A 22597-nucleotide genomic window follows, 5' to 3' on the forward strand; every position below is an offset into this window, starting at 1 on the left:
CAGAAACCTAACCGACGCCCACGACGCCACGCGATGGGGACCATTCCCCATGGCATGACCCATGGCCTCTCGCCGCGGTCAGTGCTGCGCGGCGGCCTGGGCGACGGGCAGGGCGGATGCCTCGACCAGCGGCAGCTGCACGGTGACCTGGCGGCCCGCCTGCACGAAGATGCCGCGTCCGTCGGGGAAGTCGGCGCGCTTGACCTTGGGGAACGGCACCTTGAACACCGCATCGCCGTCGAACGCGTCGGGCTTGAGGATGACGCCCTTGCGACCGCCCTTGAAGTCCCCGACGAGCCCGAAGCCGCTCGTGACCTGCGTCACGTCGGCGTCGCCGATGAGGAAGTGCTCGCTGCGGTTGACCGCCTGGAACAGCGCCTTCAGCGGGCGCTCGGCGGGCGAATCGGCGAACTGCGGCACGTCCTCGATCACGATCATCAGACGGGTGTCGATGGACTCGTCGGCGACCAGCTCGGCGAGCTCGGTCGCGAGCTCCTTGGCCTCGTCGGGCGTCGTGGCGCTGCGCATCCAGGGCGCGAACTCCTTCAGCTGCGAGCGGCGGCCGCCGAAGTGGAACAGCCTCACGCCCGGGTCGAAGCGCACCATCGCCGTCACGAGCGCCTTCATCGCGTTGGTCTTGCCCGCCAGCGGCGGGCCCGCCACGACGAACGTGCCGACCGGGTCGAAGTCGCGCGGCGCGAGCGTGTCCTCGGCGATGCCGAGCGCCGGGAACTCGCCGACGCGGTCGGGCAGCGCCGACCACGCCAGGCGGGTCGGCAGCGAGCCGATCTCGTCGACCTCACGGGCGCCGAGCGCGCGCAGCTCCTGCGCCCACTGCACGAGCAGCTTGGTCTGCTCCGCCACGTTGGGCGTCCCGCCCAGCACCGCGATCTGCGTCTCGAACCCGTCGATGATCGCGCGGCCGGGCGCGGACCGCTCGTCCAGGACGTCCTTCGGGGCGTTCAGCACCGAGTACGCGCTCTCGTCGGCCAGGCGCAGGACGACGCGGCGCGAGATGTTCGAGCTCACCGCGGTCGGAACGGACCCCGAGCGGTCCGCGGTGGCCACGACGTGCACGCCCAGCGGGCGCCCCTCGCCCAGGATCCGCATGAACGCCTGATAGAACGGCATCCGCGCCGTCGTCGTCTCCCACTCCGCCCGGAACTGCGGCAGGCCGTCCAGCAGCAGGATGATGCGGGGCTCGTCCCGGCCGGTGAGGTCACGGTACTCGGCGATGCTGGAGGCGTTGGCCGCGCTGAACCTCTTGCCGCGGTCGTCGAGCACCGCGCCCAGCGACCGGAGGATGCGCTGCACGCGCTCGGCGTCGTCGCCCGGGATGATCGAGCCGACGTGCGGCAGCACCTCGAGGCTCTTGAGCGCACCCGCCCCGAAGTCGAGCCCGTACACGGCGACGTTCTCGGGGCGACGCCCCATCGCGGCCGCGATGGCGGCGGTGCGCAGCACGGTGGATTTCCCCGAGCCGCTCGTGCCGTAGACGAGGAGCGACCCGTCGCGGTCCGGCTCGAAGTACACGGGCTCCTGCAGCTGTCGCTCGGGGACGTCGCGCTTGCCGAGCAGGATGCTGCCGGGACGGCCGGCGCGGAGCGCCCGGATGTCGACCGTCGTCTCGAGGTCGTCGAGCCACGGGCGCCGGGGAGCCGGGATGCGCGCCTGCGCGGCCGCCGCCACCAGCGTCGCGACGATGCGCTTCTGGTCGTTGGGGCCGGGGTCGGCGGTGTCGTCGGCGGCGTCGCCCGGATCCTCGAGCTCCCACCTCTGCACCGACCCGAACCGAAGCTCCGCGACGCTCACGTCGGCCGCCGGCACCTCGTCGGTGCTCCAGCCGCCCGCGTACGCGGACTGGAACGGGACCAGCCGCCCCGGACCGGTCTTGGCGATGCCGCGCCCGGGGATGCCGGGGTCGAACCGCGCGGCGACCGGGTCGTCGACGACGTCCTTCGAGTCGGACTCGTCGGCCATGCGCAGCGCGACCCGCAGGTTGGTGTTGGCGCGCAGATTGTCCTTGATGACGCCCGCCGGACGCTGGGTCGCCATGATGAGGTGGATGCCGAGGGACCGGCCGCGCTGGGCGATGTCGACGACGCCGTCCACGAACTCGGGCACCTCGCCGGCGAGCGCGGCGAACTCGTCGATGACGATGACCAGCGCCGGGGGCACGTCGGGATCGCGGCGCTTCTCGAGCTCGAGCAGGTCCTTGGCCTTCTTGCGGTTGAAGAGGTGCTCGCGGTGGTGCAGCTCGGCGCGGAGGCTGGTGAGGGCGCGTCGCACGAGGTGGGGGCTGAGGTCGGTCACCAGGCCCACGCAGTGCGGCAGCTCGACGCAGTCGGCGAAGGCGGAACCGCCCTTGTAGTCGACGAAGAGGAACGTGACGCGGTCGGGGCTGTGGGCGGCGGCCATGCCGAGGACCCACGCCTGCAGGAACTCCGACTTGCCCGCGCCGGTGGTGCCGCCCACCAGGGCGTGGGGTCCCTGCGTGCGCAGGTCGAGCGTCATCGCGTCGGTCGCGCCCTGCCCGACGATGGCGCGCAGGTTGCCGGCCTTCTTCAGCCGCGGCAGCGCCGCCCCCGACCGGTCGACGATGGTGTTGTTCTCGCGCCAGCGCTCCACGGCGAACGACGGGTCGGTCGCGATCTCGGGTCCGACGACCGAGAGGAACATGACCGAGTTCGGGATGTCGGAGGAGTCCTCGATGACGGTGCTGGAGTCGGCGACGGGCGCGAGGCGCTTGGCGAGCACGGTCATGAGCTCGTTGGAGACGCCCTCCACGACGGTGGCCGGGTACTCGACGCCGCTGCGGACCGTCCCCGCCCGCGCCGCCTCGAGACCCCCCGCCACGTCGACGAAGCTGCGGCATACGGCCGGCAGCGCCTCGACGACCGGCGCGACGAACAGTCCGTACACGCCGACGTCGGCGCCGCGCTCGAGCACCTGGGTGAGCCGGGCACGGTCCACCGGGGCATCCGCCGTCACGATCACCACGACCGCCGTCTGCCCCGGGAAGGTCGCATCCTCGGCGGCGCGGCGCACGTCGGTGCCGTAGCGCATCGGGTCCCAGTCGTCGTCCAGCGGCAGACGCGGCGACGAGGCCGCCTTGGAGCGGCGCATCACGAGCTCCTCGAGCGCCGAGAGCAGCGCCGCGCCGGTCGACGCGGAGTCCGACAGGGGCATGTCGCGGAACGGGCTGCGCTCGCTCGTGGTGTGCGGAAGCCACTTGAGCCATTCCAGCTGCGTCGCCCACTGCGGCTCGGTCAGCGCGACGGCGACGAGCTCGTTGGGCGAGTGCAGGCCGAACAGCTGCACGCACAGGCCGCGCAGCGCGTCCGCCGCCTCGCGCGGGGGCCCCGCGACGCCGATGACGCCCACGCTCTGCAGCGACTCCAGCACCGGCACGCCGTCGATGATGCGGTAGCGCTCGCGCAGCCGATCGACGCGGTCGACGTACTCCTGGAGCGCGTCGGGGTTCTCGGCGCGCTTGATCGTCGTGCGCGAGGGCGCCTCGGACGTCCCCAGCCGCACCGAGAGGAAGTTCCAGTGCTCGGGGCGCCTGGTCCACAGCATGGGCCCCAGCCGCATCGCCTCGTCGAACACCACGGCCACCGGCGGCACCTCGGCGTTGCGCACCTCGCGTTCGCGCGGCCGTTCGCGGTACAGCGTCTCTTCGAGCTCCTCGAACGTGCGCTCGAAGATCTCGGCCTCCTTGCGCACCCGCTGACCCACCTGGGTGCGCTGCGAGATGAAGTTGCCGAGCAGCATGAGGGGCGACACGAGCACCACCAGCAGCGAGCGCGGGTTGCCTGTCATCGCGAAGATCGAGGCGCCCAGGATGACCGGCGCCACCAGCATGGGCCACGGGAACAGGCGGCTGATCGGATCCTTGGGAAGACGGGGCTCCGGCAGCTCCTCGCCCACGTACCGCGGCTCGACGCGGGGGCTGCGGTTGAATAGCAGCGATCCGCCGCGCTCCAGCACCGGGTCCTGGTCCAGCGGTGCGAAGTCCTGCACCATGCGCACGACCAGCTCGGTGTCGCCCAGCGCGAACCGCTGCCCCGGGATGACCTTCAGGCGCTGCACCAGGCCGCCGTCCACGACGATGCCGTTCGCCGAGTTGAGGTCGACGAGCTCGACGGAGGATCCGACCTCGATGCGGGCGTGCCGCTTGGACACCAGCGGATCGTCGAGGACGACGTCGGCGCCCGCCGCCCGGCCGATCGTGAAGTGGCCGCGCGGCAGCTGGAACTCCCGCCCCGCGAACGGGCCGGCCACGACCGACAGGATCGCCGCCGGCGGCGCGCCCGCGCGGCGGCCCGAGACGTAGTCCGCCCCGAGGTTCGCGATCGTCGCGACGAAGCCCGACCCCACCGGCGCGTCGCTGATCAGCATGTCGGGCTCGAGCAGCTGGAACATCGACGAGGTCGGCGGCGCCACCTGGAGGGTGAGCACGTCGCGCGGCGACGAGACGAAGCTGCGGGCGGGATCGGCCTCGGCGATCCGGCGCGCCACGTCCTGCACGGTCGCGGTCGTGTCGGAGGTGACCACGATGTCGGTGTGATGGCCGTCGCGACGCTGGAGCGTCAGTTTGAGTCTCATTCGCTGTCCCGGTCGAGCATCGGCCTCAGCCGATGCGGATCATTGCGTGGCGGTCCCCGAACCGAATCGTATCGCCGGGCCGCAGCGCGACCGGGGCACCGGGGACGAGCGGATGCTCCGCCCCGCCGCGCACGACGGCGCTGCCGTTGGTCGACCCGCGATCGACCACGACGGTGTCGGTTCCGTGCGGCAGCACCGCGAGGTGCGTCTTGGAGACCGACATCGTCGGGTCGTCGATCGCGACCGGGGCGACGCCGTCGTCGCCGGTGACCGGGGCGGGATCGCGGCCGATCAGGATGCCGCTGCCGACGTCGACGACCCGGCCGGTATCCAGCACGAAGCGCGCGGCGGACGCACCCGGACGGGAGGGGGCTGCGGGGCCGCCCTGCGCGCCCGTGACGGCCGGGGCCTCGCGCACCGGGGACGCGGCGCTCCCGTCGGGCAGCAGCTGGGGCGGGACCCATCCCGAAGCCGTGGGACCGGCGGGCGCCGCGACGGGATCCGGCGCGTCGAACGGCGTCGTCGCGGGCGCGGGCGCCCCGTGCTCCGGAGCGGGAGCGGGTGTCGCGATGCCGGATGCCGCCTCGCCGCGTGCCGCCCCGAGGACGCCGCCGCTGCTGCGCGGGGCCGGGACGTAGGCGGCAGGCGGACGCGGGCCGGCGGCCGTCGCGAGCGAGGGCAGCTCGCTGCGGACGTCCGCCAGGTCCGTCGCGACCGTCTTGCGCGCGATGCGCATGCGCTTGTCGTCGTACGGGTTGAGGCCGCGACGGGCGTCGACGAGCCAGGTGGCGCCCGCGAGGTCCGCCCAGCCCCGGCCCCGGCGCTCCGGGTCGAAGAACGGCGACAGCGCGATCACCAGCAGCGGCCCCAGGAGCGGCACCGCGAAGCTCGCCCACAGCACGAGCCCGCGCACGACCGCGCCGCGCCAGAAGCCGGGGCGCTCGAGCGTGCGGACGTTCACCGACCGCAGGCCGGTGAGCGCCTTGCCGAGCGTGATGCCGCGCCGGCCGTGCAGCACCAGCTGAACGATGAGGTAGACGGTGGTGAGCACGGTCGAGATCGCGGTGAGCACCACGACGAGCACGAGCCGCCCCTGCAGCGCCTCGGCGGGATCCGCCTCCGCCGACGCGGCGAGCAGCGCCGGCAGCGCGCCCAGCAGCAGCGGCAGCTGCATCAGGACGTAGACGACCGCCTCGATGGTCGCCGACAGCGCGCGGCGACCGAAGGGCGCCCGCACGAGGCCGAGTGACGCGGCGTACTCCGGCCGCGGTCGCCCGTCGTCGTCGAGACCCTCGATACCACGGGTCGACTCGTCGATCTCCCAGATCACGCGGTCCTCCTGGCCAAAACTCCGCATCGACCCTAACCCGGGCGCCCGGCGGGCGCCGTCATCGGAACACGGCGTCAGTGGAAGAAGTGGCGCTCGCCCGTGAAGAACATCGTGACGTTCGCAGCCTGCGCGGCGGCGATCACCTCGTCGTCGCGCACGGAGCCGCCGGGCTGGATGATCGCCGAGATGCCGGCGTCGAGCAGCACCTGCGGGCCGTCGGCGAAGGGGAAGAACGCGTCGGATGCCGCCACCGACCCCGCCGCGCGGTCCCCGGCGCGCTCGACGGCGAGCCGGCACGAGTCGACGCGGTTGACCTGCCCCATGCCGATGCCGACCGTCGCCGAGTTCTTGGCCAGCACGATGGCGTTGGACTTCACGGCGCGGCACGACTTCCACGCGAAGATGAGGTTCGTCATCTCGTCGTCCGACGGACGCTCGCCCGAGACGAGCTGCCAGTCCTTGGCGACCGACTCGATGTCGTCGGGGAACCGGTCGGCGTCCTGCAGCAGCAGGCCGCCCGACACCAGGCGCACGTCCATCCGCTCCTGCTGCCAGTCGGCCGGCAGCTGGAGCACGCGCAGGTTCTTCTTGAGGCGGAACACCTCCAGCGCCTCGGGCTCGAAATCGGGCGCGACGATGACCTCGGTGAAGATGTCGCGGAGGTTCTCGGCCATCTTCAGCGTCACGGTGCGGTTGGCCGCGATGACGCCGCCGAAGGCCGACACCGGGTCGCACTCGTGCGCGCGCAGGTGGGCGCTGGCGATGGGATCCGGCGACTTCGGAGCCGCCACGGCGATGCCGCACGGGTTGGCGTGCTTGATGATCGCGACGGCGGGCTTGACCATGTCGAACGCGGCGCGGAGGGCGGCGTCGGCGTCGACGTAGTTGTTGTACGACATCTCCTTGCCCTGCAGCTGCGTGGCCTGGGCGATGCCGTGGCCGCCGTTGCGGGTGTAGATCGCCGCACGCTGGTGCGAGTTCTCGCCGTAGCGCAGTGTGGCGAGGCGCTCGGCCTTGATCGTGAGGTGCGCGGGCAGGTCGTCCTCGAGGAGCGTGCCCTCCGAGAACCAGGTCGCCACGGCGCGGTCGTACTCCGCGGTGTGCGCGAACGCGCGCGCGGCGAGCTCGCGGCGCTGCACGAGCGAGGTGCCGCCGGACCGCACGGCCTCGATGACGGCCGGGTACGACGACGGCGAGACGACGATGGCGACGTTGGCGTAGTTCTTCGCCGACGCGCGCACCATGGCGGGCCCGCCGATGTCGATCTGCTCGACGACGTCGTCGCCCTGCGCGCCGGAGCGCACGGTCTCGACGAAGGGGTAGAGGTTCACCACGACGAGCTCGAACGGGGCGATGTCGAGATCGGCGAGCTGCCGCTCGTGGTCTTCGAGGCGGAGGTCGGCGAGCAGGCCCGCGTGCACGCTCGGGTGCAGCGTCTTGACGCGGCCGTCGAGGGATTCGGGGAACCCGGTGACGCGCGAGACGTCGGTCACCTCGTACCCCGCCTCGCGCAGCAGCGTCGCCGAGCCGCCGGTCGAGACGATCTCGACGCCCGCCTCCGCGAGGGCGGCGCCGAGCGTCAGGAGGTCGGTCTTGTCGCTCACCGACACCAGCGCCCGGCGCACCGGGACGACGTCGCGGGAGCGGTAGAGGGCGGGGTCGTGGCTCGGTCCGGCCATGGCGGGTTCTCCTCGGTGGGGTGGGTCAGAGCTGGGCGCGTGCGGAGGCCGCCGCGAGGTCGAGGTCGCCGGTCGCGATGCGGCGCACGACGTCGATGAGCAGGCGGCGCTCGACGGGCTTGATGCGCTCGTGCAGGGCGTGCTCGTCGTCGTCGGGGAGCACGGGCACGCGCTCCTGGGCGAGGATCGGCCCCGAGTCGACGCCGCTGTCGACGATGATGACGCTGGCTCCGGTCTGCGCGACGCCGGCGGCCAGCGCGTCGCGCACGCCGTGCGCGCCGGGGAACTCCGGCAGGTACGCCGGGTGGGTGTTGATGATGCGGGGCGACCACGCGTCGACGAGGTCGGCCGGCAGCAGGCGCATGAGGCCGCTGAGCACGACGAGGTCGGGCTTCCACACGGCCAGCTGCGCACCCAGCTCGGCGCCCCATTCCTCACGGGTGCCGAATCGCGCGAACGGCACCATGAAGGTCGGGATGCCGTAGTCCTCCGCGTGCGCGAAGCCGTCGGCCTCGCGGTCGCCGCCGACGACGACGATGCGGGCGGGGAACTCGGGTTCGGCCGCCGCGTCGAGCAGAGCACGCAGATTCGACCCTGTGCCCGAGATGAGGACGGCGACCGTGAGCACCGACTCAGTTTAGTCCGGAACCCGGCTCGGACCGTGCGACGTGAGCCGCGGCAGCTCGATGGGCTCGGTCCTCGCCTCCGCGGCGGCGGCGGGTGCGGGCGGTTCGGGCGCGGCCGGATCGTGCGAGCCGCGGGGGGAAAGCAGCAGGATGGCCGCGCCGACGAGCACCTCGAGCCCCACCGCGAGGGCCACGGGCCCTGCGTCCGGGCCGAAGTGCGCCAGGCGCCCCGGTCCGACGGATCCGGACGCGGCGACGCAGAGGAGCGCGGCGGCGGCGCCGGACACGAGCGCGATGCCCGCGGTGATCGTGAGCCGCGCCGCGACGGCGTCCTCCGCGCGCCCGGGCGTCGGCGCGCCGGCGTGCACCAGACGGGAGCGGGCGATCCACCCCGCGAGCGCGCCGAGCGCGACGGGGAGGAGCGCCAGCAGGAGCAGCCACGAGGTCGTCGACTCCGGCACGGCGCCCAGCGCGGGAAGACCCGGCACGATGCCCACCTGCGTGCCGGCCGGCGAGACGGAGGTGCCCTCGCCCACCGCGAAACCCGGTCCGGCCACGAAGCTGAGGCCCCACACGGCGAGGGTCGGGACGTACGCCAGCTGCGCGAGCGTGAGCAGGGTCGCGCCGAGCACGTCGGCGTCGCCCGCCTGGAAGAGGGCCACGATCCGACCCGCCCGCGCGAACACCGCGACGGCGGCGACGGCCGCGCCGAGGCCGACGAGCCCCACCACCACGACGGCGGATCCCCGCGCGATGAGCGCCGGGGTCTCGGCCCAGCCGTGGGGCATCGACTCGACCCGGTCGCGGAGCCGCGCGATCGCACCCGATCCAGCCTCGATCCACTCCGTCACCACGGCGGCCGTGAGCGCGGGCAGCGCGAAGACCAGCGTGGGCACCAGGATCGCCTGCCAGGTCACCGCGACCGCGACGCCGTTCACTCCCGTGAGCGCCGCGCCGGTCGCGAGCGCCGCGAACACGACGATCGACGAGGCCACCCCGGTGATCCACGCGTCGGCGCGCGACGCGCGCACGCCCGACCGGGCGGCGAAGACGGCGGTGAAGACGGCGAACGCCAGCGGGGCGAGCGAGAGGGCGAAGGATGCCGCGTCGGCGGGGATGCCGGTCGCGGCGAGGTACTCGGGCGGGAGCGTGATGTGCAGCGGCACGAGGTTGCCCAGCTGCCACACCGCCACGGCCGCCGGCCACAGCACCCCCCAGTCGGCGCCACCGCCGAACCCGAAGACCCACAGCAGCGTCAGCGGCGCGAGGGTCGCCGCGATCCCGACGGCGACCGCGATGGCGGCGTCGACGGATGACAGGAGGGCGACGATGAGGCGATGCATGCGCCATAGACCCTACTTCGCGCCGCGTCCGCCTCCCGGTCGCCCGCGCCGCGGAGGCGCGGCATCCGTTCTGCGGAATCTGCCGGCCGCCGGAGCGACTAACGTTCTCTGACGGAGGTCAACCACACATGAGCGCAGCCCCGTCCACGACGTCGAACGCACCCGAGGCACTCGACGGCAGCGAGACACCCCCGCCGAAGAACGGCTTGGACAGGTTCTTCGAGATCACCCGGCGAGGATCGACCATCGGCACCGAGGTGCGCGGCGGTGTGGTGACGTTCGTGACGATGGCCTACATCGTCATCCTCAACCCGATCATCCTCTCCGGCGGCGTCGACGTCGCCGGGGACTCCCTCGGCTTCACCCAGGTGGCGGCGACCACCGCGCTCACCGCCGGTGTCATGACCGTGCTGTTCGGCCTCGTGACCCGTCTGCCGTTCGCGTTCGCGGCCGGGCTCGGCATCAACTCGTTCCTCGCGGTCTCGGTCGTCGGCCAGGTGACGTGGGCCGAGGCGATGGGTCTCGTCGTCATCAACGGTCTGATCATCGTGCTGCTGGCGGCGACCGGGCTGCGGCGCATGATCTTCGACGCCGTGCCGATCCAGCTGAAGATCGCCATCACGGTCGGCATCGGCCTGTTCATCGCCTTCATCGGATTCGTCGACGCGGGCCTGGTCACCTCGACGGGAGCGTCCTCTCCCCCGGTCGGCCTGGGCGTCGACGGTTCTGTCGCGACGGTCCCCACCCTCATCTTCGTGTTCACGCTGCTGCTGACCGGCGTCCTGGTGGCGCGCAAGGTCAAGGGCGGCATCCTGATCGGCCTCGTCACCGGCACCGTCGTCGCGGTCGTTGTCGAGGCGATCTGGAACATCGGGCCGAAGTTCGCTGGCGACGAGGTCAACCCGGGCGGCTGGGGCCTGTCGGTGCCGGAGCTGCCGGCGTCGCTCGTGAGCGTCCCCGACCTCTCGCTCGTCGGTCAGATCTCGTTCGGCTCGTTCGAGCGGATCGGCGTGCTCGCGGCCCTCATGCTCGTCTTCACGCTCGTCTTCACGAACTTCTTCGACGCCATGGGCACCATGACGGGCCTGTCGAAGGAGGCGGGGCTCGCCGACGAGAAGGGCGACTTCCCCCGCATCAAGTCGGCGCTGATCGTCGAGGGCGTCGGCGCGGTCGCCGGTGGATTCACGTCGAGCTCGTCCAACACGGTGTTCATCGAGTCCGGCGCAGGCATCGGCGAGGGGGCGCGGACCGGCTTCGCGAACGTCGTCACCGGTGCGCTGTTCCTCATCGCGATGTTCTTCACGCCGCTGGTGTCGATCGTGCCCACCGAGGTCGCCGCCGCCGCGCTGGTGATCGTCGGCGCCCTGATGATGTCGCAGATCCGCTTCATCGACTTCACCGACTTCTCGATCCTGCTGCCGGTCTTCCTCGCCGTCACCGTCATGCCCCTCACCTACTCGATCGCCAACGGCATCGGGGCGGGCTTCATCGCATGGGTCGCGGTGCGCTCGCTGTCGGGCAAGGCGCGCGAGATCAGCCCGCTGCTGTGGGTCGTCGCGGCCGGCTTCGTGCTCTACTTCGCCCGCGGGCCGCTGGAGGCCGTGCTCGGCTGAGTCTCACCGCGAAGGGGACGGGTGCTGCGGCATCCGTCCCCTTCGGCATCTCCCGGCCCGGCGCGCCTCGGGTTCGGGGCGCGCGACGTGCATCCGGGGCGCACGCGACGCGCCCCGGACGAGCAGGACGCGCCCCAAACCCGGGAACCAGGGGTTCAGCGCAACGGCGTCCAGCCGGGCGGGAGCGGACCGTCGAGGTCGGCGCGCTCGCGGTCGACCGCGGCCGACCAGCCCTGGGCGGCGTCGACGGCATCGAAGCCGCCGCGCGCGACCCGGAAGCCGACATCGTCGTGGTGCATGCGCGGCGCGCCACCCCGGCGCGTCGACGCGCGCACGCTCCACGCGTCGTCGGCGAAGCCGCCGCCCCGGAACACCCGGTAGTCGGCGTAGCGCGCGGGGTCGAGCAGGTCCCAGCACCACTCCCACACGTTGCCGAGGGTGTCGAAGAGCCCGTTGAGATTCGGATGCTTCCCGCCGACGTCCTGCGGCGACGTGACGCCGTCCGCGCTCGTCCACGCGATGTCGGCGAGCGGTCCGTAGTGCGGGCCGGCCGACCCCGCGCGGCACGCGTGCTCCCACTCGGCCTCGGTCGGCAGGCGGAAGCCGTCGGCATCGACGTGCCACGTGACCACCTCGCCGTCGAACGTGTAGGCGGGGTCCAGTCCCTCCCACTCGGACGCGGCGTTGCAGAAGCGGATGGCCCGCAGCCAGCTCACGTCGGTCGCCGGCCGCCGAGGGTGGGTCGACGGCTCGCCGAGGAGCTCGGCGAGCTGCTCCTGGGTGACGGGGAACACGCCGATCTCGAACGGCTCGAGCTCGACGCTCCAGCGCGCCTTGCGGCGGGCGTCGTGGAGGGTGACCGTCCCGGCGCCGATCGACGCCAGCTCGATGTCGGTCATGCGGGCCGGCTCAGCCGTCCTGCGGCTCCAAGACGAACACGGCGATCTGTCGGTCGGTGCGAGTCTGGTACGCGTCGTAGTCGGGCCACACCGCGCACGCGCGCTCCCACCACTGCGCGCGCTCGTCGCCGTCCAGCTCCCGCGCGAGGTAGTCGCGCTTCACATCGGCGTCCTGCAGCTCCACGAGCGGGTGGCGACGCATGTTCTCGGCCCACTTCGGCTCGTCCGGCGCGCCGCCCTTCGACGCGACGACGGCGTAGCGGCCGTCGTGCTCGACGCGCATGAGCGCGGTCTTGCGCAGCGCTCCGGACTTCGCGCCGACGGTCGTCAGCACGATGATCGGCACGCCGCGCAGCGTGTTCGCCTTCTCTCCGTTGGAGGCCTCGAAGACCTCCGCCTGCTTGCGCGCCCAGTCGGACGTGGACGGCTTGTACTCTCCGGTCAACGGCATGCCACCAGCGTATTCGGCCTGCGCAGGGGCGGGCCGCGCGCCCTCTATGTTCGAGTCATGCCCAACATCAGAGTCGAACTCCTTCCCGGACGCACCGTGGACCAGCGCCGCCGCTTCGCCGAGGAGGTCACCCGCGCCGCCGTCGAGGCGCTCGGGGCCCGCAGGCAGGACGTCCGCATCATGTTCGAAGAGGTCGCCGCCGACTTCGTGGCCAACGGCGGCGTCCTCGCCAGCGAAGACGCCGACCGCGCGGGCCAGGTGTCGCGTTTCGGCGGCTCGCCGGTCGCCGGCTGAGACGACGATGGCGGATGCCGCGACCCGGGGTCGCGGCATCCGCCATCGCCTGTCGAGCTGTACCCCTTAGAGCGACTCGATGATCTCGCGCATGAGCTCGGCGGTCTCGGACGGCGTCTTGCCGACCTTGACGCCGGCGGCCTCGAGGGCCTCCTTCTTCGCCTGCGCGGTGCCGGCCGAACCCGACACGATGGCGCCGGCGTGGCCCATCGTCTTGCCCTCGGGGGCGGTGAAGCCGGCGACGTAGCCGACGACCGGCTTGGTGACGTTGGCCTTGATGAAGTCGGCCGCGCGCTCCTCGGCGTCGCCGCCGATCTCGCCGATCATGACGATCGCCTTGGTCTCGGGGTCGGCCTCGAACGCCTCGAGCGCGTCGATGTGGGTGGTGCCGATGATCGGGTCGCCGCCGATGCCGATGGCGGTGGAGAAGCCGATGTCGCGCAGCTCGAACATCATCTGGTACGTGAGCGTGCCCGACTTCGAGACCAGGCCGATCGGTCCCTTGCCGGTGATGTTGGCGGGCGTGATGCCCACGAGCGACTCGTCCGGCGTGATGATGCCCGGGCAGTTGGGGCCGATGATGCGGGTCTTGTTGCCCTTGGCCGACGCGTACGCCCACGCCTCGGCCGAGTCGCCGACGGGGACGCCCTCGGTGATGACGACCAGCAGCGGGATCTCGGCGTCGATCGCCTCGATCATCGCGGCCTTCGTGAACGCGGCGGGGACGAACGCGATCGAGACGTCCGCACCGGTCTTCTCGATGGCCTCGGCCACCGAGCCGAACACCGGCAGCTCGACGCTGCCGCCGTCCTTGTCCTTGTGCAGCACCGTGGTGCCGGCCTTGCGCGCGTTCACGCCGCCGACGACGTTGGTGCCGGCCTTGAGCATGAGCGCGGTGTGCTTGGTGCCCTCGCCGCCGGTGATGCCCTGGACGATGACCTTGGAGTCCTTGTCAAGAAAGATCGACATGTCTGTTGTTCCTTATGTGGGTCGCTGAGCTTGTCGAAGCGGCGGTCAGGCGTTGGCGAGCTCGGCGGCCTTGTCGGCGCCCTCGTCCATCGTGGCGGCCAGGGTCACCAGCGGGTGGTTGGCATCCTGGAGGATCTTGCGGCCCTCCTCGACGCGGTTGCCGTCCAGGCGCACCACGAGGGGCTTCGACGCGGTGGCGCCGAGCTCCGCGAGCGCACCGACGATGCCCTTGGCGACGGCGTCGCACGCCGTGATGCCGCCGAAGACGTTCACGAACACCGACTTGACCTGGGGGTCGCCGAGGATGACGTCCAGGCCCGCGGCCATGACCTCGGCCGAGGCGCCGCCGCCGATGTCGAGGAAGTTGGCGGGCTTGACCCCGCCGTGGTTCTCACCGGCGTACGCGACCACGTCGAGGGTCGACATGACCAGGCCCGCGCCGTTGCCGATGATGCCGACCTCGCCGTCGAGCTTGACGTAGTTGAGGTCGTTCTCCTTGGCCTTGGCCTCCAGCGGGTCGGCGGCGGCCTTGTCCTCGAGGAGCGCGTGCGCGGCGTGACGGAACTCGGCGTTGTCGTCGAGCGTCACCTTGCCGTCGAGGGCGATGACCTCGCCGTCCTCCGACAGGATGAGCGGGTTGACCTCGACGAGGGTGGCGTCCTCGCCCTTGTAGACGTTGTAGAGCTTGACGAAGACGTCGCTCACCTTGTCGACGAGGCCCGCGTCGAAGCCGGCGGCCTCGGCGATCTCGACGGCCTTGGCCTTGTCGATGCCCGTGCCCGGGTTGACGTCGATGCGGGCGAGCGCCTCGGGCTTCTCGACCGCGAGCTGCTCGATCTCCATGCCGCCCTCGACGGAGGCGAGCGACAGGTAGGAGCGGTTGGCGCGGTCCAGCAGCACCGAGAAGTAGTACTCCTCGGCGATGCGGGCGCCCGCGGCGACCATGACCCGCTTGACGACGTGGCCCTTGATGTCGAGGCCGAGGATGGCCTTGGCCGCCTCGTAGGCCTCGTCGGGGCTCTTGGCGACCTTGACGCCGCCCGCCTTCCCGCGGCCGCCCGTCTTGACCTGGGCCTTCACGACGACGACGCCGCCGCCGAGCTTCTCGGCCGCTGCCTTCGCCTCCTCGGGGGTGTCGGCGACGATGCCCGGGAGCACCGGCACCTCGTACTTCTCGAAAAGGTCTCGTGCCTGGTACTCGTACAGATCCACAGTGATTCCTTCGCTGGGGCGAACGGGCGGGATGACGCGGGGAAAGCGTCTTGATGTCGAGATATCGACCAGTGCCCCAGCCTACTACCGGTCGTCGTCCGGTTCTGACCGCAGCGACGCGCCGGGCGGTTCCTCGACCTCCTCGCCCGGCACCCGCGGCAGTCCGGACAGGTCGTGCAGCGCAGGGCCCTCCAGGCGGCGCCCTTCCGCGGTGAACCGGGACGCGTGCAGCGGACAGTCCCACGTGCACTCTGCGTCGTTCCACCGCAGGACGCCGCCCATGTGGGTGCAGACGGCGCTCACCGCCCTGGTGCGCCCGTCGACCGTCGAGATGCCGACAGGCTGTCCTGCACGGCTCGCGACGACGCCGCACCCCTCGGCGGGGCGACGCACCGGCGTGGGAACGCTCTGGGCGCCGATCCAGCCGGATGTCGCCTCCCAGCCGACCCGCAGATTCTGCACGCCGCCGCGTGCGAGGTCGGCCGGGACGGTGAAGCGCGTCGAGAGGACGTTCATCCAGTCCGGACGATCTCGCCGGGGCACCCGGTCGATCTCGGCGGCCAGGCGCAGCGCGGCGGCGGGCGCGTTGGACAGGCCCCACTTCGCGTAGCCGGTGGCGAACCGGATGCGTCCGAGGGACCGGGGCATCGCCCCGACGAACGGCACGAGGTTGTGCGACTCGTAGTCCTGCGCGGACCACGCCGCGATCGGCTCCGCCCCGGGGAAGTGGCGCTGGGTCCACGTCACGAGCGCGTCGATCCGCGTGCGCGGCGAGGACGAGCGTCCGGTGGGGAACCCGTTGCCGCCGACGACGAGCTGCGCCTGGTCGACGGGCCCGTCCTCGGCCGTGATGGATCGGACCGACTTCGTCTCGCCGTCGACCGTGACGTACAGCCCCTCCGGAAGCGGCCCGTCCGTCGCGAACGCCACGCACGAGGAGCGAAGCCCGCGCACCTTGGCGAAGTACAGTCCGCGATCGACGATGGGCGTGGCGGTCGCGAGCACGACGTGATCGGCCTCGGCGTAGCCGGCGGTCGTGTCGACGGCCGCGCGCGGGACGACGTGCGCGCATGTGACGCGCACGCCGGTGTGCAGCGTCCCGCCCTCGCGGACGAAGGCCTCGGCGAGCGCGACGAGGAGCCGGTACGGGTCGATCGCCACCTGGGAGTCCAGTGCCACCGCGCCGAGGATCGGGAACGGCGACTGCGCGAGCTGGTCCGGCTCGACGCGTCGCGCCGGCAGTCCGGCGTCGAGTGCCGCCTCGAGCTCCGCGTCCACCCGGTGCACGCCCTCGGGCGTCTGGGCGTACGAGTAGGCGGCGCGGCGGGAGTACGGCACGCCGAGCTCGTCGGCGGTCGCGGTCAGCCATCGGGCGCCGTCGAGGTTGGCGTCGACGTAGGCGCGGGCCAGGCGCGCGGAATGGTGGCGGCGCAGCGCGGACAGCACCGACCCCTGCAGCACGGTGAGCTTGCCGGTATTCGCACCGGACGCGAGCTCCCCGACCTCGCCCGCCTCGATCACGGCGACCTCGCGCCCCTGGCGCACCAGCATCAGGGCGGTCGCCAGGCCCGTCAGCCCCGCGCCGACGACCACCACGTCGCGGTGTCGTCCCGGTTCGAAGGGGGTTCCGGCGACCCGTGGCGCCCCCCGCTTCCAGATCGGCGTCATGGAGCAAGTGAAGTGCACGATCGACGCCGCGTCGAGCCCCGTTGACAGCGGCGGGTCCGTGCGTCCTCGGCGCGCGGCGGAGCGTCGCGGCGGGCGCGGAACGCACGGACTAGGCTCTCCCCGAGATGTCCGACACCGCCGCCTCCGCCGCTCAGGCCGCTTCGCGCGCGGCCGTGGTGGCCGCCGCGCTGGAGCTCTTCGACGAGCAGGGCTTCGACCAGACCTCCGTGGAGCAGATCGCCCAGGCGGCCGGGGTGTCGCGATCGACCTTCTTCCGGCAGTTCGGCGGCAAGGACGACGTGGTGTTCACCGACCACGAGGTGCTGCTCGACCGCCTGCGGGAATTCCTGGGGCAGGCGCACCGCGACCCGTGGGCCGCGGTGTGCGAGGCATCCGTCCTCGTCTACTCCCACTTCGCCGCCGACCCCGAGCTCGCCCGCCGCCGCTACGCGGTGGTGCGCGGCGTGCCGGCGCTGCGGGACCGCGAGATCGTGACCGTCTTCCGCTACGAGCGGCTCTTCGACGAGTACCTGCGCGCGTCGCTGCCGGGGCTCGACCCCCTCGACGCCGTGGGATTCGCCGCACTCGTCACCGCGGTGCACAACCACGTGCTCCGGCGCCTGATCCGCGGGCCGAAGAAGGTCCCGGTCTCGGTGCTGCGCGGGGCGCTCGACGACGCGCGCCGCCGGTTCGGCGTCCTTCCGGAGGGCGAGTCGGACGCGGCCGCCGACGACGTGGTCGTCGCGGTGTTCCGCCGGGGCACGCCGACCGCGGAGCTCACCCGCAGACTCCGCGAGCAGCTCGACGCCTGACCCGCCCGGCGAAGAGGAATTTTCCTGTTCCGCGGGGGATCCCCCGCTGTATGTTCAAGCCATGAGCACCGTGGACGCCTCGCAAGACACGGCAACGCCCGCCCCCTGGTTCGCCCAGGATCCCGACGCCGTCGTCGCCGCCCTGCGCAGCGACCGCGAGCGCGGACTGACCTCCGCCGACGCCGCGCAGCGGCTGGCGGAGCACGGCCCCAACTCGATCGCGGCCGAGAAGCCCCCGTCGACATGGCAGGTGGCGCTGCAGCAGCTGGCCGATCCCATGAACATCATGCTGGTGGCCGTCGCGATCATCAGCCTCTTCATCAACCAGGTGAGCGTCGGCATCCTCGTCGGTGCCCTCGTCGTGCTCAACATCGTGCTCGGCACGCGGCAGGAGATGAAGGCGAAGGCATCCGTCGACGCGCTGTCGAAGATGCAGATCCCGCAGGCGAAGGTCGTCCGCGACGGCACGCTGGTCCAGCTGGACGCGACGACCCTCGTCCCCGGCGACATCGTGAACCTCGAGGCGGGCGACCTGGTCCCCGCCGACGGGCGGATCCTCCGGTCGGCGACGCTCGAGACGCAAGAGGCGGCGCTCACCGGCGAGAGCGCGCCGATCGCGAAGGATGCCTCGACCCTCGCCGATCCTGAGACCACGCTGGGCGACCGCACCGACATGGTCTTCCAGAACACCCAGGTCACCCGCGGCACGGCGGCGATCGTCGTCACCGACACCGGCATGCAGACGCAGATGGGTCGCATCGCGTCGATGCTCTCGTCCGTCAAGCCCGCCAAGTCGCCCCTGCAGCGTGAGCTCGACTCGCTCACCGGCGTGCTCGGCTGGATCGCGTGGGGGGCCGTCGCCGTCATCATCGTGACGGGCCTGCTGCGCGGGCAGGAGATCGCCTCGGTGATCCTGCTCGGCATCTCGATGGCGATCTCGGCGATCCCGACGGGCATGCCGTCGTTCGTGCAGGCGATGCTCTCGTACGGGTCCCGCCAGCTCGCGGAGCACAAGGCGGTGGTCAAGAACCTCACCGACGTCGAGACGCTCGGCGCGACGAGCGCCATCAACTCCGACAAGACCGGCACGCTCACCATGAACGAGATGACGGTGGAGTCGCTGTACTACCGCGGCGAGTGGTTCACGGTGGCGGGCTCCGGCTACGAGAAGACCGGCGAGGTCCGCCACGCCGCCGGACTCCCCGTGCCGCAGTTCACCCAGCTCGCCCTCGGGCTCACGCTCTGCAGCGACGCCACCGTGTCGGACGACGGCGCGGTCATCGGCGACCCGACCGAGGCCGCCCTGGTGGTGCTGGCGGCGAAGCTGGGCGCCGAGGCGGAGCTCACGCGCGCGAAGTTCCCGCGGGTGGCCGAGGTGCCGTTCGACTCGGCGTACAAGTTCATGGCGACCTTCCACCGCATCCCGGTGGAGGGCACCGAGACGCTCGTCGGCTACGTCAAGGGCGGCCCCGACGTCGTGCTGGACCGCTGCAGCGCGGTGGCGACCATGGACGGCGTCGTGCCGATCGCCGACCGCCGCGAGCAGATCCTGGAAGCCAACCGCTCGCTCTCCGAGCAGGGGCTGCGCGTGCTGGCCTTCGCGTTCCGACGCTACGCGCCGGACGCGGCGGTGGCGGAGGATCCGATGGCGGCCGTGTCCGACCTCATCTTCGTCGGGCTGGTCGGGATCATCGACCCGCTGCGCCCGTCGTCGAAGGAGGCGGTGCGGATCGCCCGGGAGGCGGGCATCGAGGTGCGCATGATCACCGGCGACCACGCGATCACGGCCGCCGCGATCGGCTCCAAGCTCGGTCTCGGCGAGGGCGCCGCCAGCGGCGCCGAGATCCAGGCGATGAGCGACGACGAGCTCCAGGCCGCCCTCCCCCGACTCCACATGTTCGGCCGGGTCACGCCCGAGGACAAGCTGCGCCTGGCCCGCCTCATGCAGGAGCAGGGCGCCGTCGTCGCGATGACCGGCGACGCCGTGAACGACGCCGCCGCGCTCAAGCAGGCCGACATCGGCGTCGCCATGGGGTCGGGAAGCGACGTGACCAAGCAGGCGGGGAAGATGATCCTCGTCGACGACAACTTCGGGACCCTCGTCACGGCCGTCCGCCTCGGGCGCTCGATCTACGAGAAGATCGTCAGCTACGTCCGGTTCCAGATGTCGCAGCTGTTCTCGCTCGTGCTGCTGTTCCTCGTGGCGAGCATCTTCGGCATCAACGACGGCGTGCCGCTGACGCCCATCATGGTGCTGTTCCTGAACTTCTTCGTGGCGATCTTCCCCGTCATCGTGATCCTCCTCGACCCGGCTCCCGAGGGCATCATGCTCAAGCCGCCGCGCGACCCGAAGAAGACCATCGCCAATCCCGCGGCGGTGACGCTGTGGTTCATCTACGGCGGCCTCATCTTCCTCACGACGCTGATCCCGCTGCTGATCTACCCCGACCAGCTCAGCTCCACCCAGCCGAACGTGCCCGTGACCATGGCATTCGTCGTGTGCGCCCTCGGCTCGATCTTCGGCGGCCTGGTGATGCGCCGCGATCCCGAGTCCGGCCTCGCGCCGCCCATCCTCATCGCGGTGAAGTGGCTCTCCATCCCGCTCGTGCTCACGGTGGCGGCCGTCGAGGTCGGCTTCATGCAGCGGCTCATCGGAACGACGAGCCTGTCGGGCGACGAGTGGCTCACGGCACTCGGGCTGGCGCTGCTGGTGCCCGTGCTGATCGAGCTGGAGAAGTGGATCCGGCGCAGCCGCCTCCGCCGCCGGGCGGCGGTCGCATGACGGGCACGGGCGGCGGCGCGGGCCCGTGGGCGCCGGCGTCGGCGCCGTCGCATACGATCACTTGAGGCGTCCCCCTGCGCCGAGGATAGGAACGCCATGACCGACGCGCTGCGCCGAAACAATGTGAGGGTCACGGGCGAACCCGGTCGCCCGATGGTGATGTTCGCCCACGGCTTCGGCTGCAGCCAGGAAGCGTGGAACCTGGTCGCACCCCGGTTCGAGGCCGGCCACCGCGTCGTCCTGTTCGACCACGTCGGCGCAGGCGGCTCGGACTCGTCCGCGTACGTCCCCAGCAAGTACGACTCGCTCGACGGGTACGCGACGGACGTGCTCGAGATCCTGGAGGCGCTCGACGCGACGGACGTCGTCTTCGTCGGCCACTCGGTGAGCGCGATGATCGGCGTGCTGGCCGCCAACCGCGATCCGTCCCGCTTCAAGGCGCTCGTGCTCGTCTCCCCCTCGCCGCGGTACACCGACGAAGACGGCTATCGAGGCGGCTTCCGGCGCAGCGACATCGACGCGATGATGGACGCCCTCGACGCGAACTACCTCGGGTGGTCGCGGGTCATCGCGCCGGCGATCGTGGCCAACCCCGATCGCCCCGCCCTCGGCGAGCGCCTCACCGACAGCTTCTGCAGCATCGACCCGACGATCGCCCGGCACTTCGCGCGCGTAACGTTCCTCTCCGACAACCGGGCCGACCTTCCGCTCGTCTCCGTGCCGACCCTGGTGCTGCAATGTCGTGACGACGCCATCGCGCCCGAGGAGGTCGGCCGCTATGTGCACGCCGCCATCAAGGAGAGCCGCTTCACGCTGCTGAACGCGACCGGCCACGTGCCCAACCTCTCCGCGCCCGACGAGGTGGCAGACCAGATCCTCGCGTTCGTCGCATGAGCCTGCACGATCGAGGCTGGTTCCAGCTCGCGCCGTGCGGGCTGGTCGCGACCACGCCGGGCGGGGACGTCGTCGAGGCGAACGACACCTTCCTGGCGTGGACCGCCCGCGCGCGGGAGGACGTCGTGGGCCGGCCGTTCGCGTCGCTGCTCGACGGGGGGAGCCGCATCTTCTACGAGACCCGCCACACCCCGCTGATGCACCTCGTGGGCGCGGTGGAGGAGGTCGCCCTGACCCTCGTCGCGGCCGACGGGACGCCGCTGCCGACGCTGGTCAACGCGGTGCGCGACGACGAAACCGGCCTCGTCCGCATGGCGATCTTCAAGGCCACCGAACGCGCGCAGTACGAGCGGGAGCTCCTGGCCGCACGGCGGACCGCCGAGACCTCGGAGCAGCGGGTGCGCGTCCTGCAGGACGTCTCCAGCAGCTTCGACGTCAGCGCCACCGACGACGAGGTCGCCGAGTCGTTCGCCGCCGCCGCGCGCGATGCGTTCGCCGCGCGCGAGGCCGCCGTCTACCTCCGGGAGGACGACGGCGAACTCGTGCTCAGGGGCGGCACGAATCCGCTCGCGGGCAAGGTCGCCCCCATCCCGTCGCTGCGCAACACCCCCGAGGTGACCGTCGTCAACGCCGACGACATCGACGACGTGCACCCCGAGCTCGCCACGGCGATGCGCGCCGAGCGCCTGTCGTCGATCACCGTCACCCCGCTGCTCGCCGAGGGCCGGCGGCTCGGCAACCTCGCGTGCTTCTTCGCACGGCGCACCGACTTCGACGCGCAGTACTTCGAGCTGCAGCAGGCGCTCGGGCGGCAGGCATCCCAGACCCTCACGCGTGTGCGGCTGCAGCGCCGCCTGGCGTTCCTGGCCCTCCACGACCAGCTCACCGGCGTCGCCAACCGCCAGCTGCTGCAGCTGAGCCTGGATGACGAGATCGAGGCGTCCATCGCCTCGGGGGAGCCGCTCGCCGTCCTCTTCCTGGACGTCGACGACTTCAAGAGCATCAACGACGCCTTCGGCCACGCGTCCGGCGACATGGTGCTGCTCGAGATCGCCACCCGGCTGACGGCATCCGTGCGCACCGGTGACCTGGTCGGGCGCATCGGCGGCGACGAGTTCGTCGCGATCTGCCCGGGGGCCGACGCGCTGGCGGCCGAGGCGATCGCCGAGCGGATCCTCTCCGTCACCCGCGCGCCCATCACCGTCGCGGGCGGCGTGGTCTCGGCGTCCGTGAGCCTCGGCATCTCCCTGTACCTGCCCGGGATCGACGAGCGTCCCGACGCGCAGCAGCTGCTGGTGAGAGCGGATGCCGCGATGTACAGCTCCAAGCGCGCCGGCAAGAACCGCCTCACCCTCGCCGCCGTCGACTGACCCCCGCTCCGCCCGTGGTGTCTCGCGGGCAACGTGGTGCATGCCGA

Annotated in this window: 16 protein-coding genes; 6 read left to right on the plus strand and 10 right to left on the minus strand. The window is 71.9% G+C overall.

Going from position 1 to position 22597, the window contains the following annotated elements; genetic code table 11:
- Window positions 1-78 precede the first annotated feature (78 nt).
- From ACZBH1_RS02140 to ACZBH1_RS02160, 5 genes are all read right to left on the minus strand, one after another.
- Window positions 79-4608 (minus strand): type VII secretion EssC family protein, encoded by a 4530-nt coding sequence (locus tag ACZBH1_RS02140; RefSeq protein WP_463645338.1) that lies wholly within the window; start codon window positions 4606-4608, stop codon window positions 79-81.
- Window positions 4609-4633: 25 nt separating this feature from the next.
- Entirely contained in the window at window positions 4634-5938 is a 1305-nt protein-coding gene (locus ACZBH1_RS02145) for an RDD family protein (RefSeq protein ID WP_463645339.1), read from the minus strand.
- 74 nt (window positions 5939-6012) lie between these two features.
- Entirely contained in the window at window positions 6013-7617 is a 1605-nt protein-coding gene (gene purH, locus ACZBH1_RS02150; RefSeq protein WP_463645340.1) for a bifunctional phosphoribosylaminoimidazolecarboxamide formyltransferase/IMP cyclohydrolase, read from the minus strand.
- 25 nt (window positions 7618-7642) lie between these two features.
- Entirely contained in the window at window positions 7643-8245 is a 603-nt protein-coding gene (gene purN / locus ACZBH1_RS02155; protein ID WP_463645341.1) for a phosphoribosylglycinamide formyltransferase, read from the minus strand.
- A gap of 9 nt (window positions 8246-8254) precedes the next feature.
- A complete protein-coding gene (locus tag ACZBH1_RS02160; protein WP_463645342.1) occupies window positions 8255-9586 on the minus strand; it encodes a cell division protein PerM in 1332 nt (443 codons plus the stop codon).
- A 128-nt stretch (window positions 9587-9714) separates the two neighbouring features.
- Between ACZBH1_RS02160 and ACZBH1_RS02165 the strand changes: the two genes are divergently transcribed.
- Complete coding sequence (locus ACZBH1_RS02165) at window positions 9715-11199, plus strand: NCS2 family permease (RefSeq protein WP_463645343.1); 1485 nt, start codon at window positions 9715-9717, stop codon at window positions 11197-11199.
- A 155-nt stretch (window positions 11200-11354) separates the two neighbouring features.
- Here the strand turns inward: ACZBH1_RS02165 and ACZBH1_RS02170 are convergent, their stop codons facing one another.
- Together ACZBH1_RS02170 and ACZBH1_RS02175 are read right to left on the minus strand one after the other, a co-directional pair.
- Complete coding sequence (locus tag ACZBH1_RS02170; RefSeq protein ID WP_336398295.1) at window positions 11355-12098, minus strand: formylglycine-generating enzyme family protein; 744 nt, start codon at window positions 12096-12098, stop codon at window positions 11355-11357.
- 10 nt (window positions 12099-12108) lie between these two features.
- A complete protein-coding gene (locus ACZBH1_RS02175) occupies window positions 12109-12549 on the minus strand; it encodes a nitroreductase family deazaflavin-dependent oxidoreductase (protein ID WP_336398294.1) in 441 nt (146 codons plus the stop codon).
- A 57-nt stretch (window positions 12550-12606) separates the two neighbouring features.
- Here ACZBH1_RS02175 and ACZBH1_RS02180 point away from each other — a divergent pair, with 57 nt between their 5' ends.
- Window positions 12607-12843: a tautomerase family protein gene (locus ACZBH1_RS02180; RefSeq protein ID WP_336398293.1), complete on the plus strand. Its 237-nt coding sequence runs from the start codon at window positions 12607-12609 to the stop codon at window positions 12841-12843.
- A 66-nt stretch (window positions 12844-12909) separates the two neighbouring features.
- On the opposite strand, the gene sucD is transcribed toward ACZBH1_RS02180, so the two are convergent.
- The 3 genes from sucD to ACZBH1_RS02195 form a co-directional block, all read right to left on the minus strand.
- The gene (gene sucD / locus ACZBH1_RS02185) at window positions 12910-13812 is read right to left on the minus strand and encodes a succinate--CoA ligase subunit alpha (protein WP_463645344.1); all 903 of its coding nucleotides are present in this window, start codon (window positions 13810-13812) and stop codon (window positions 12910-12912) included.
- A 45-nt stretch (window positions 13813-13857) separates the two neighbouring features.
- Complete coding sequence (sucC, locus tag ACZBH1_RS02190) at window positions 13858-15024, minus strand: ADP-forming succinate--CoA ligase subunit beta (protein WP_336398291.1); 1167 nt, start codon at window positions 15022-15024, stop codon at window positions 13858-13860.
- An 84-nt stretch (window positions 15025-15108) separates the two neighbouring features.
- Window positions 15109-16692 (minus strand): FAD-dependent oxidoreductase, encoded by a 1584-nt coding sequence (locus ACZBH1_RS02195; RefSeq protein WP_463645345.1) that lies wholly within the window; start codon window positions 16690-16692, stop codon window positions 15109-15111.
- A gap of 125 nt (window positions 16693-16817) precedes the next feature.
- Between ACZBH1_RS02195 and ACZBH1_RS02200 the strand changes: the two genes are divergently transcribed.
- The 4 genes from ACZBH1_RS02200 to ACZBH1_RS02215 all read left to right on the plus strand — a co-directional run bounded on the left by ACZBH1_RS02200 (window position 16818) and on the right by ACZBH1_RS02215 (window position 22550).
- A complete protein-coding gene (locus ACZBH1_RS02200; RefSeq protein WP_463645346.1) occupies window positions 16818-17504 on the plus strand; it encodes a TetR family transcriptional regulator in 687 nt (228 codons plus the stop codon).
- Window positions 17505-17565: 61 nt separating this feature from the next.
- The gene (locus tag ACZBH1_RS02205; protein ID WP_463645347.1) at window positions 17566-20286 is read left to right on the plus strand and encodes a cation-translocating P-type ATPase; all 2721 of its coding nucleotides are present in this window, start codon (window positions 17566-17568) and stop codon (window positions 20284-20286) included.
- Window positions 20287-20382: 96 nt separating this feature from the next.
- Window positions 20383-21180 (plus strand): alpha/beta fold hydrolase, encoded by a 798-nt coding sequence (locus ACZBH1_RS02210; protein WP_463645348.1) that lies wholly within the window; start codon window positions 20383-20385, stop codon window positions 21178-21180.
- The gene (locus tag ACZBH1_RS02215) at window positions 21177-22550 is read left to right on the plus strand and encodes a sensor domain-containing protein (RefSeq protein ID WP_463645349.1); all 1374 of its coding nucleotides are present in this window, start codon (window positions 21177-21179) and stop codon (window positions 22548-22550) included. Before ACZBH1_RS02210 ends, ACZBH1_RS02215 begins: the two co-directional genes overlap by 4 nt.
- Window positions 22551-22597: the final 47 nt, after the last annotated feature.

Source organism: Microbacterium sp. ZXT2-5, from assembly GCF_055329545.1.

Bases quoted from the DNA above. Each gene is read 5' to 3' on its own strand.
- ACZBH1_RS02140 (WP_463645338.1), bottom strand. From the start codon at position 4,608: ATGAGACTCAAACTGACGCTCCAGCGTCGCGACGGCCATCACACCGAC.
- purH (WP_463645340.1), bottom strand. From the start codon at position 7,617: ATGGCCGGACCGAGCCACGACCCCGCCCTCTACCGCTCCCGCGACGTC.
- ACZBH1_RS02160 (WP_463645342.1), bottom strand. From the start codon at position 9,586: ATGCATCGCCTCATCGTCGCCCTCCTGTCATCCGTCGACGCCGCCATC.
- ACZBH1_RS02165 (WP_463645343.1), top strand. From the start codon at position 9,715: ATGAGCGCAGCCCCGTCCACGACGTCGAACGCACCCGAGGCACTCGAC.
- ACZBH1_RS02170 (WP_336398295.1), bottom strand. From the start codon at position 12,098: ATGACCGACATCGAGCTGGCGTCGATCGGCGCCGGGACGGTCACCCTC.
- ACZBH1_RS02175 (WP_336398294.1), bottom strand. From the start codon at position 12,549: ATGCCGTTGACCGGAGAGTACAAGCCGTCCACGTCCGACTGGGCGCGC.
- ACZBH1_RS02180 (WP_336398293.1), top strand. From the start codon at position 12,607: ATGCCCAACATCAGAGTCGAACTCCTTCCCGGACGCACCGTGGACCAG.
- sucD (WP_463645344.1), bottom strand. From the start codon at position 13,812: ATGTCGATCTTTCTTGACAAGGACTCCAAGGTCATCGTCCAGGGCATC.
- ACZBH1_RS02195 (WP_463645345.1), bottom strand. From the start codon at position 16,692: ATGACGCCGATCTGGAAGCGGGGGGCGCCACGGGTCGCCGGAACCCCC.
- ACZBH1_RS02200 (WP_463645346.1), top strand. From the start codon at position 16,818: ATGTCCGACACCGCCGCCTCCGCCGCTCAGGCCGCTTCGCGCGCGGCC.
- ACZBH1_RS02205 (WP_463645347.1), top strand. From the start codon at position 17,566: ATGAGCACCGTGGACGCCTCGCAAGACACGGCAACGCCCGCCCCCTGG.
- ACZBH1_RS02210 (WP_463645348.1), top strand. From the start codon at position 20,383: ATGACCGACGCGCTGCGCCGAAACAATGTGAGGGTCACGGGCGAACCC.
- ACZBH1_RS02215 (WP_463645349.1), top strand. From the start codon at position 21,177: ATGAGCCTGCACGATCGAGGCTGGTTCCAGCTCGCGCCGTGCGGGCTG.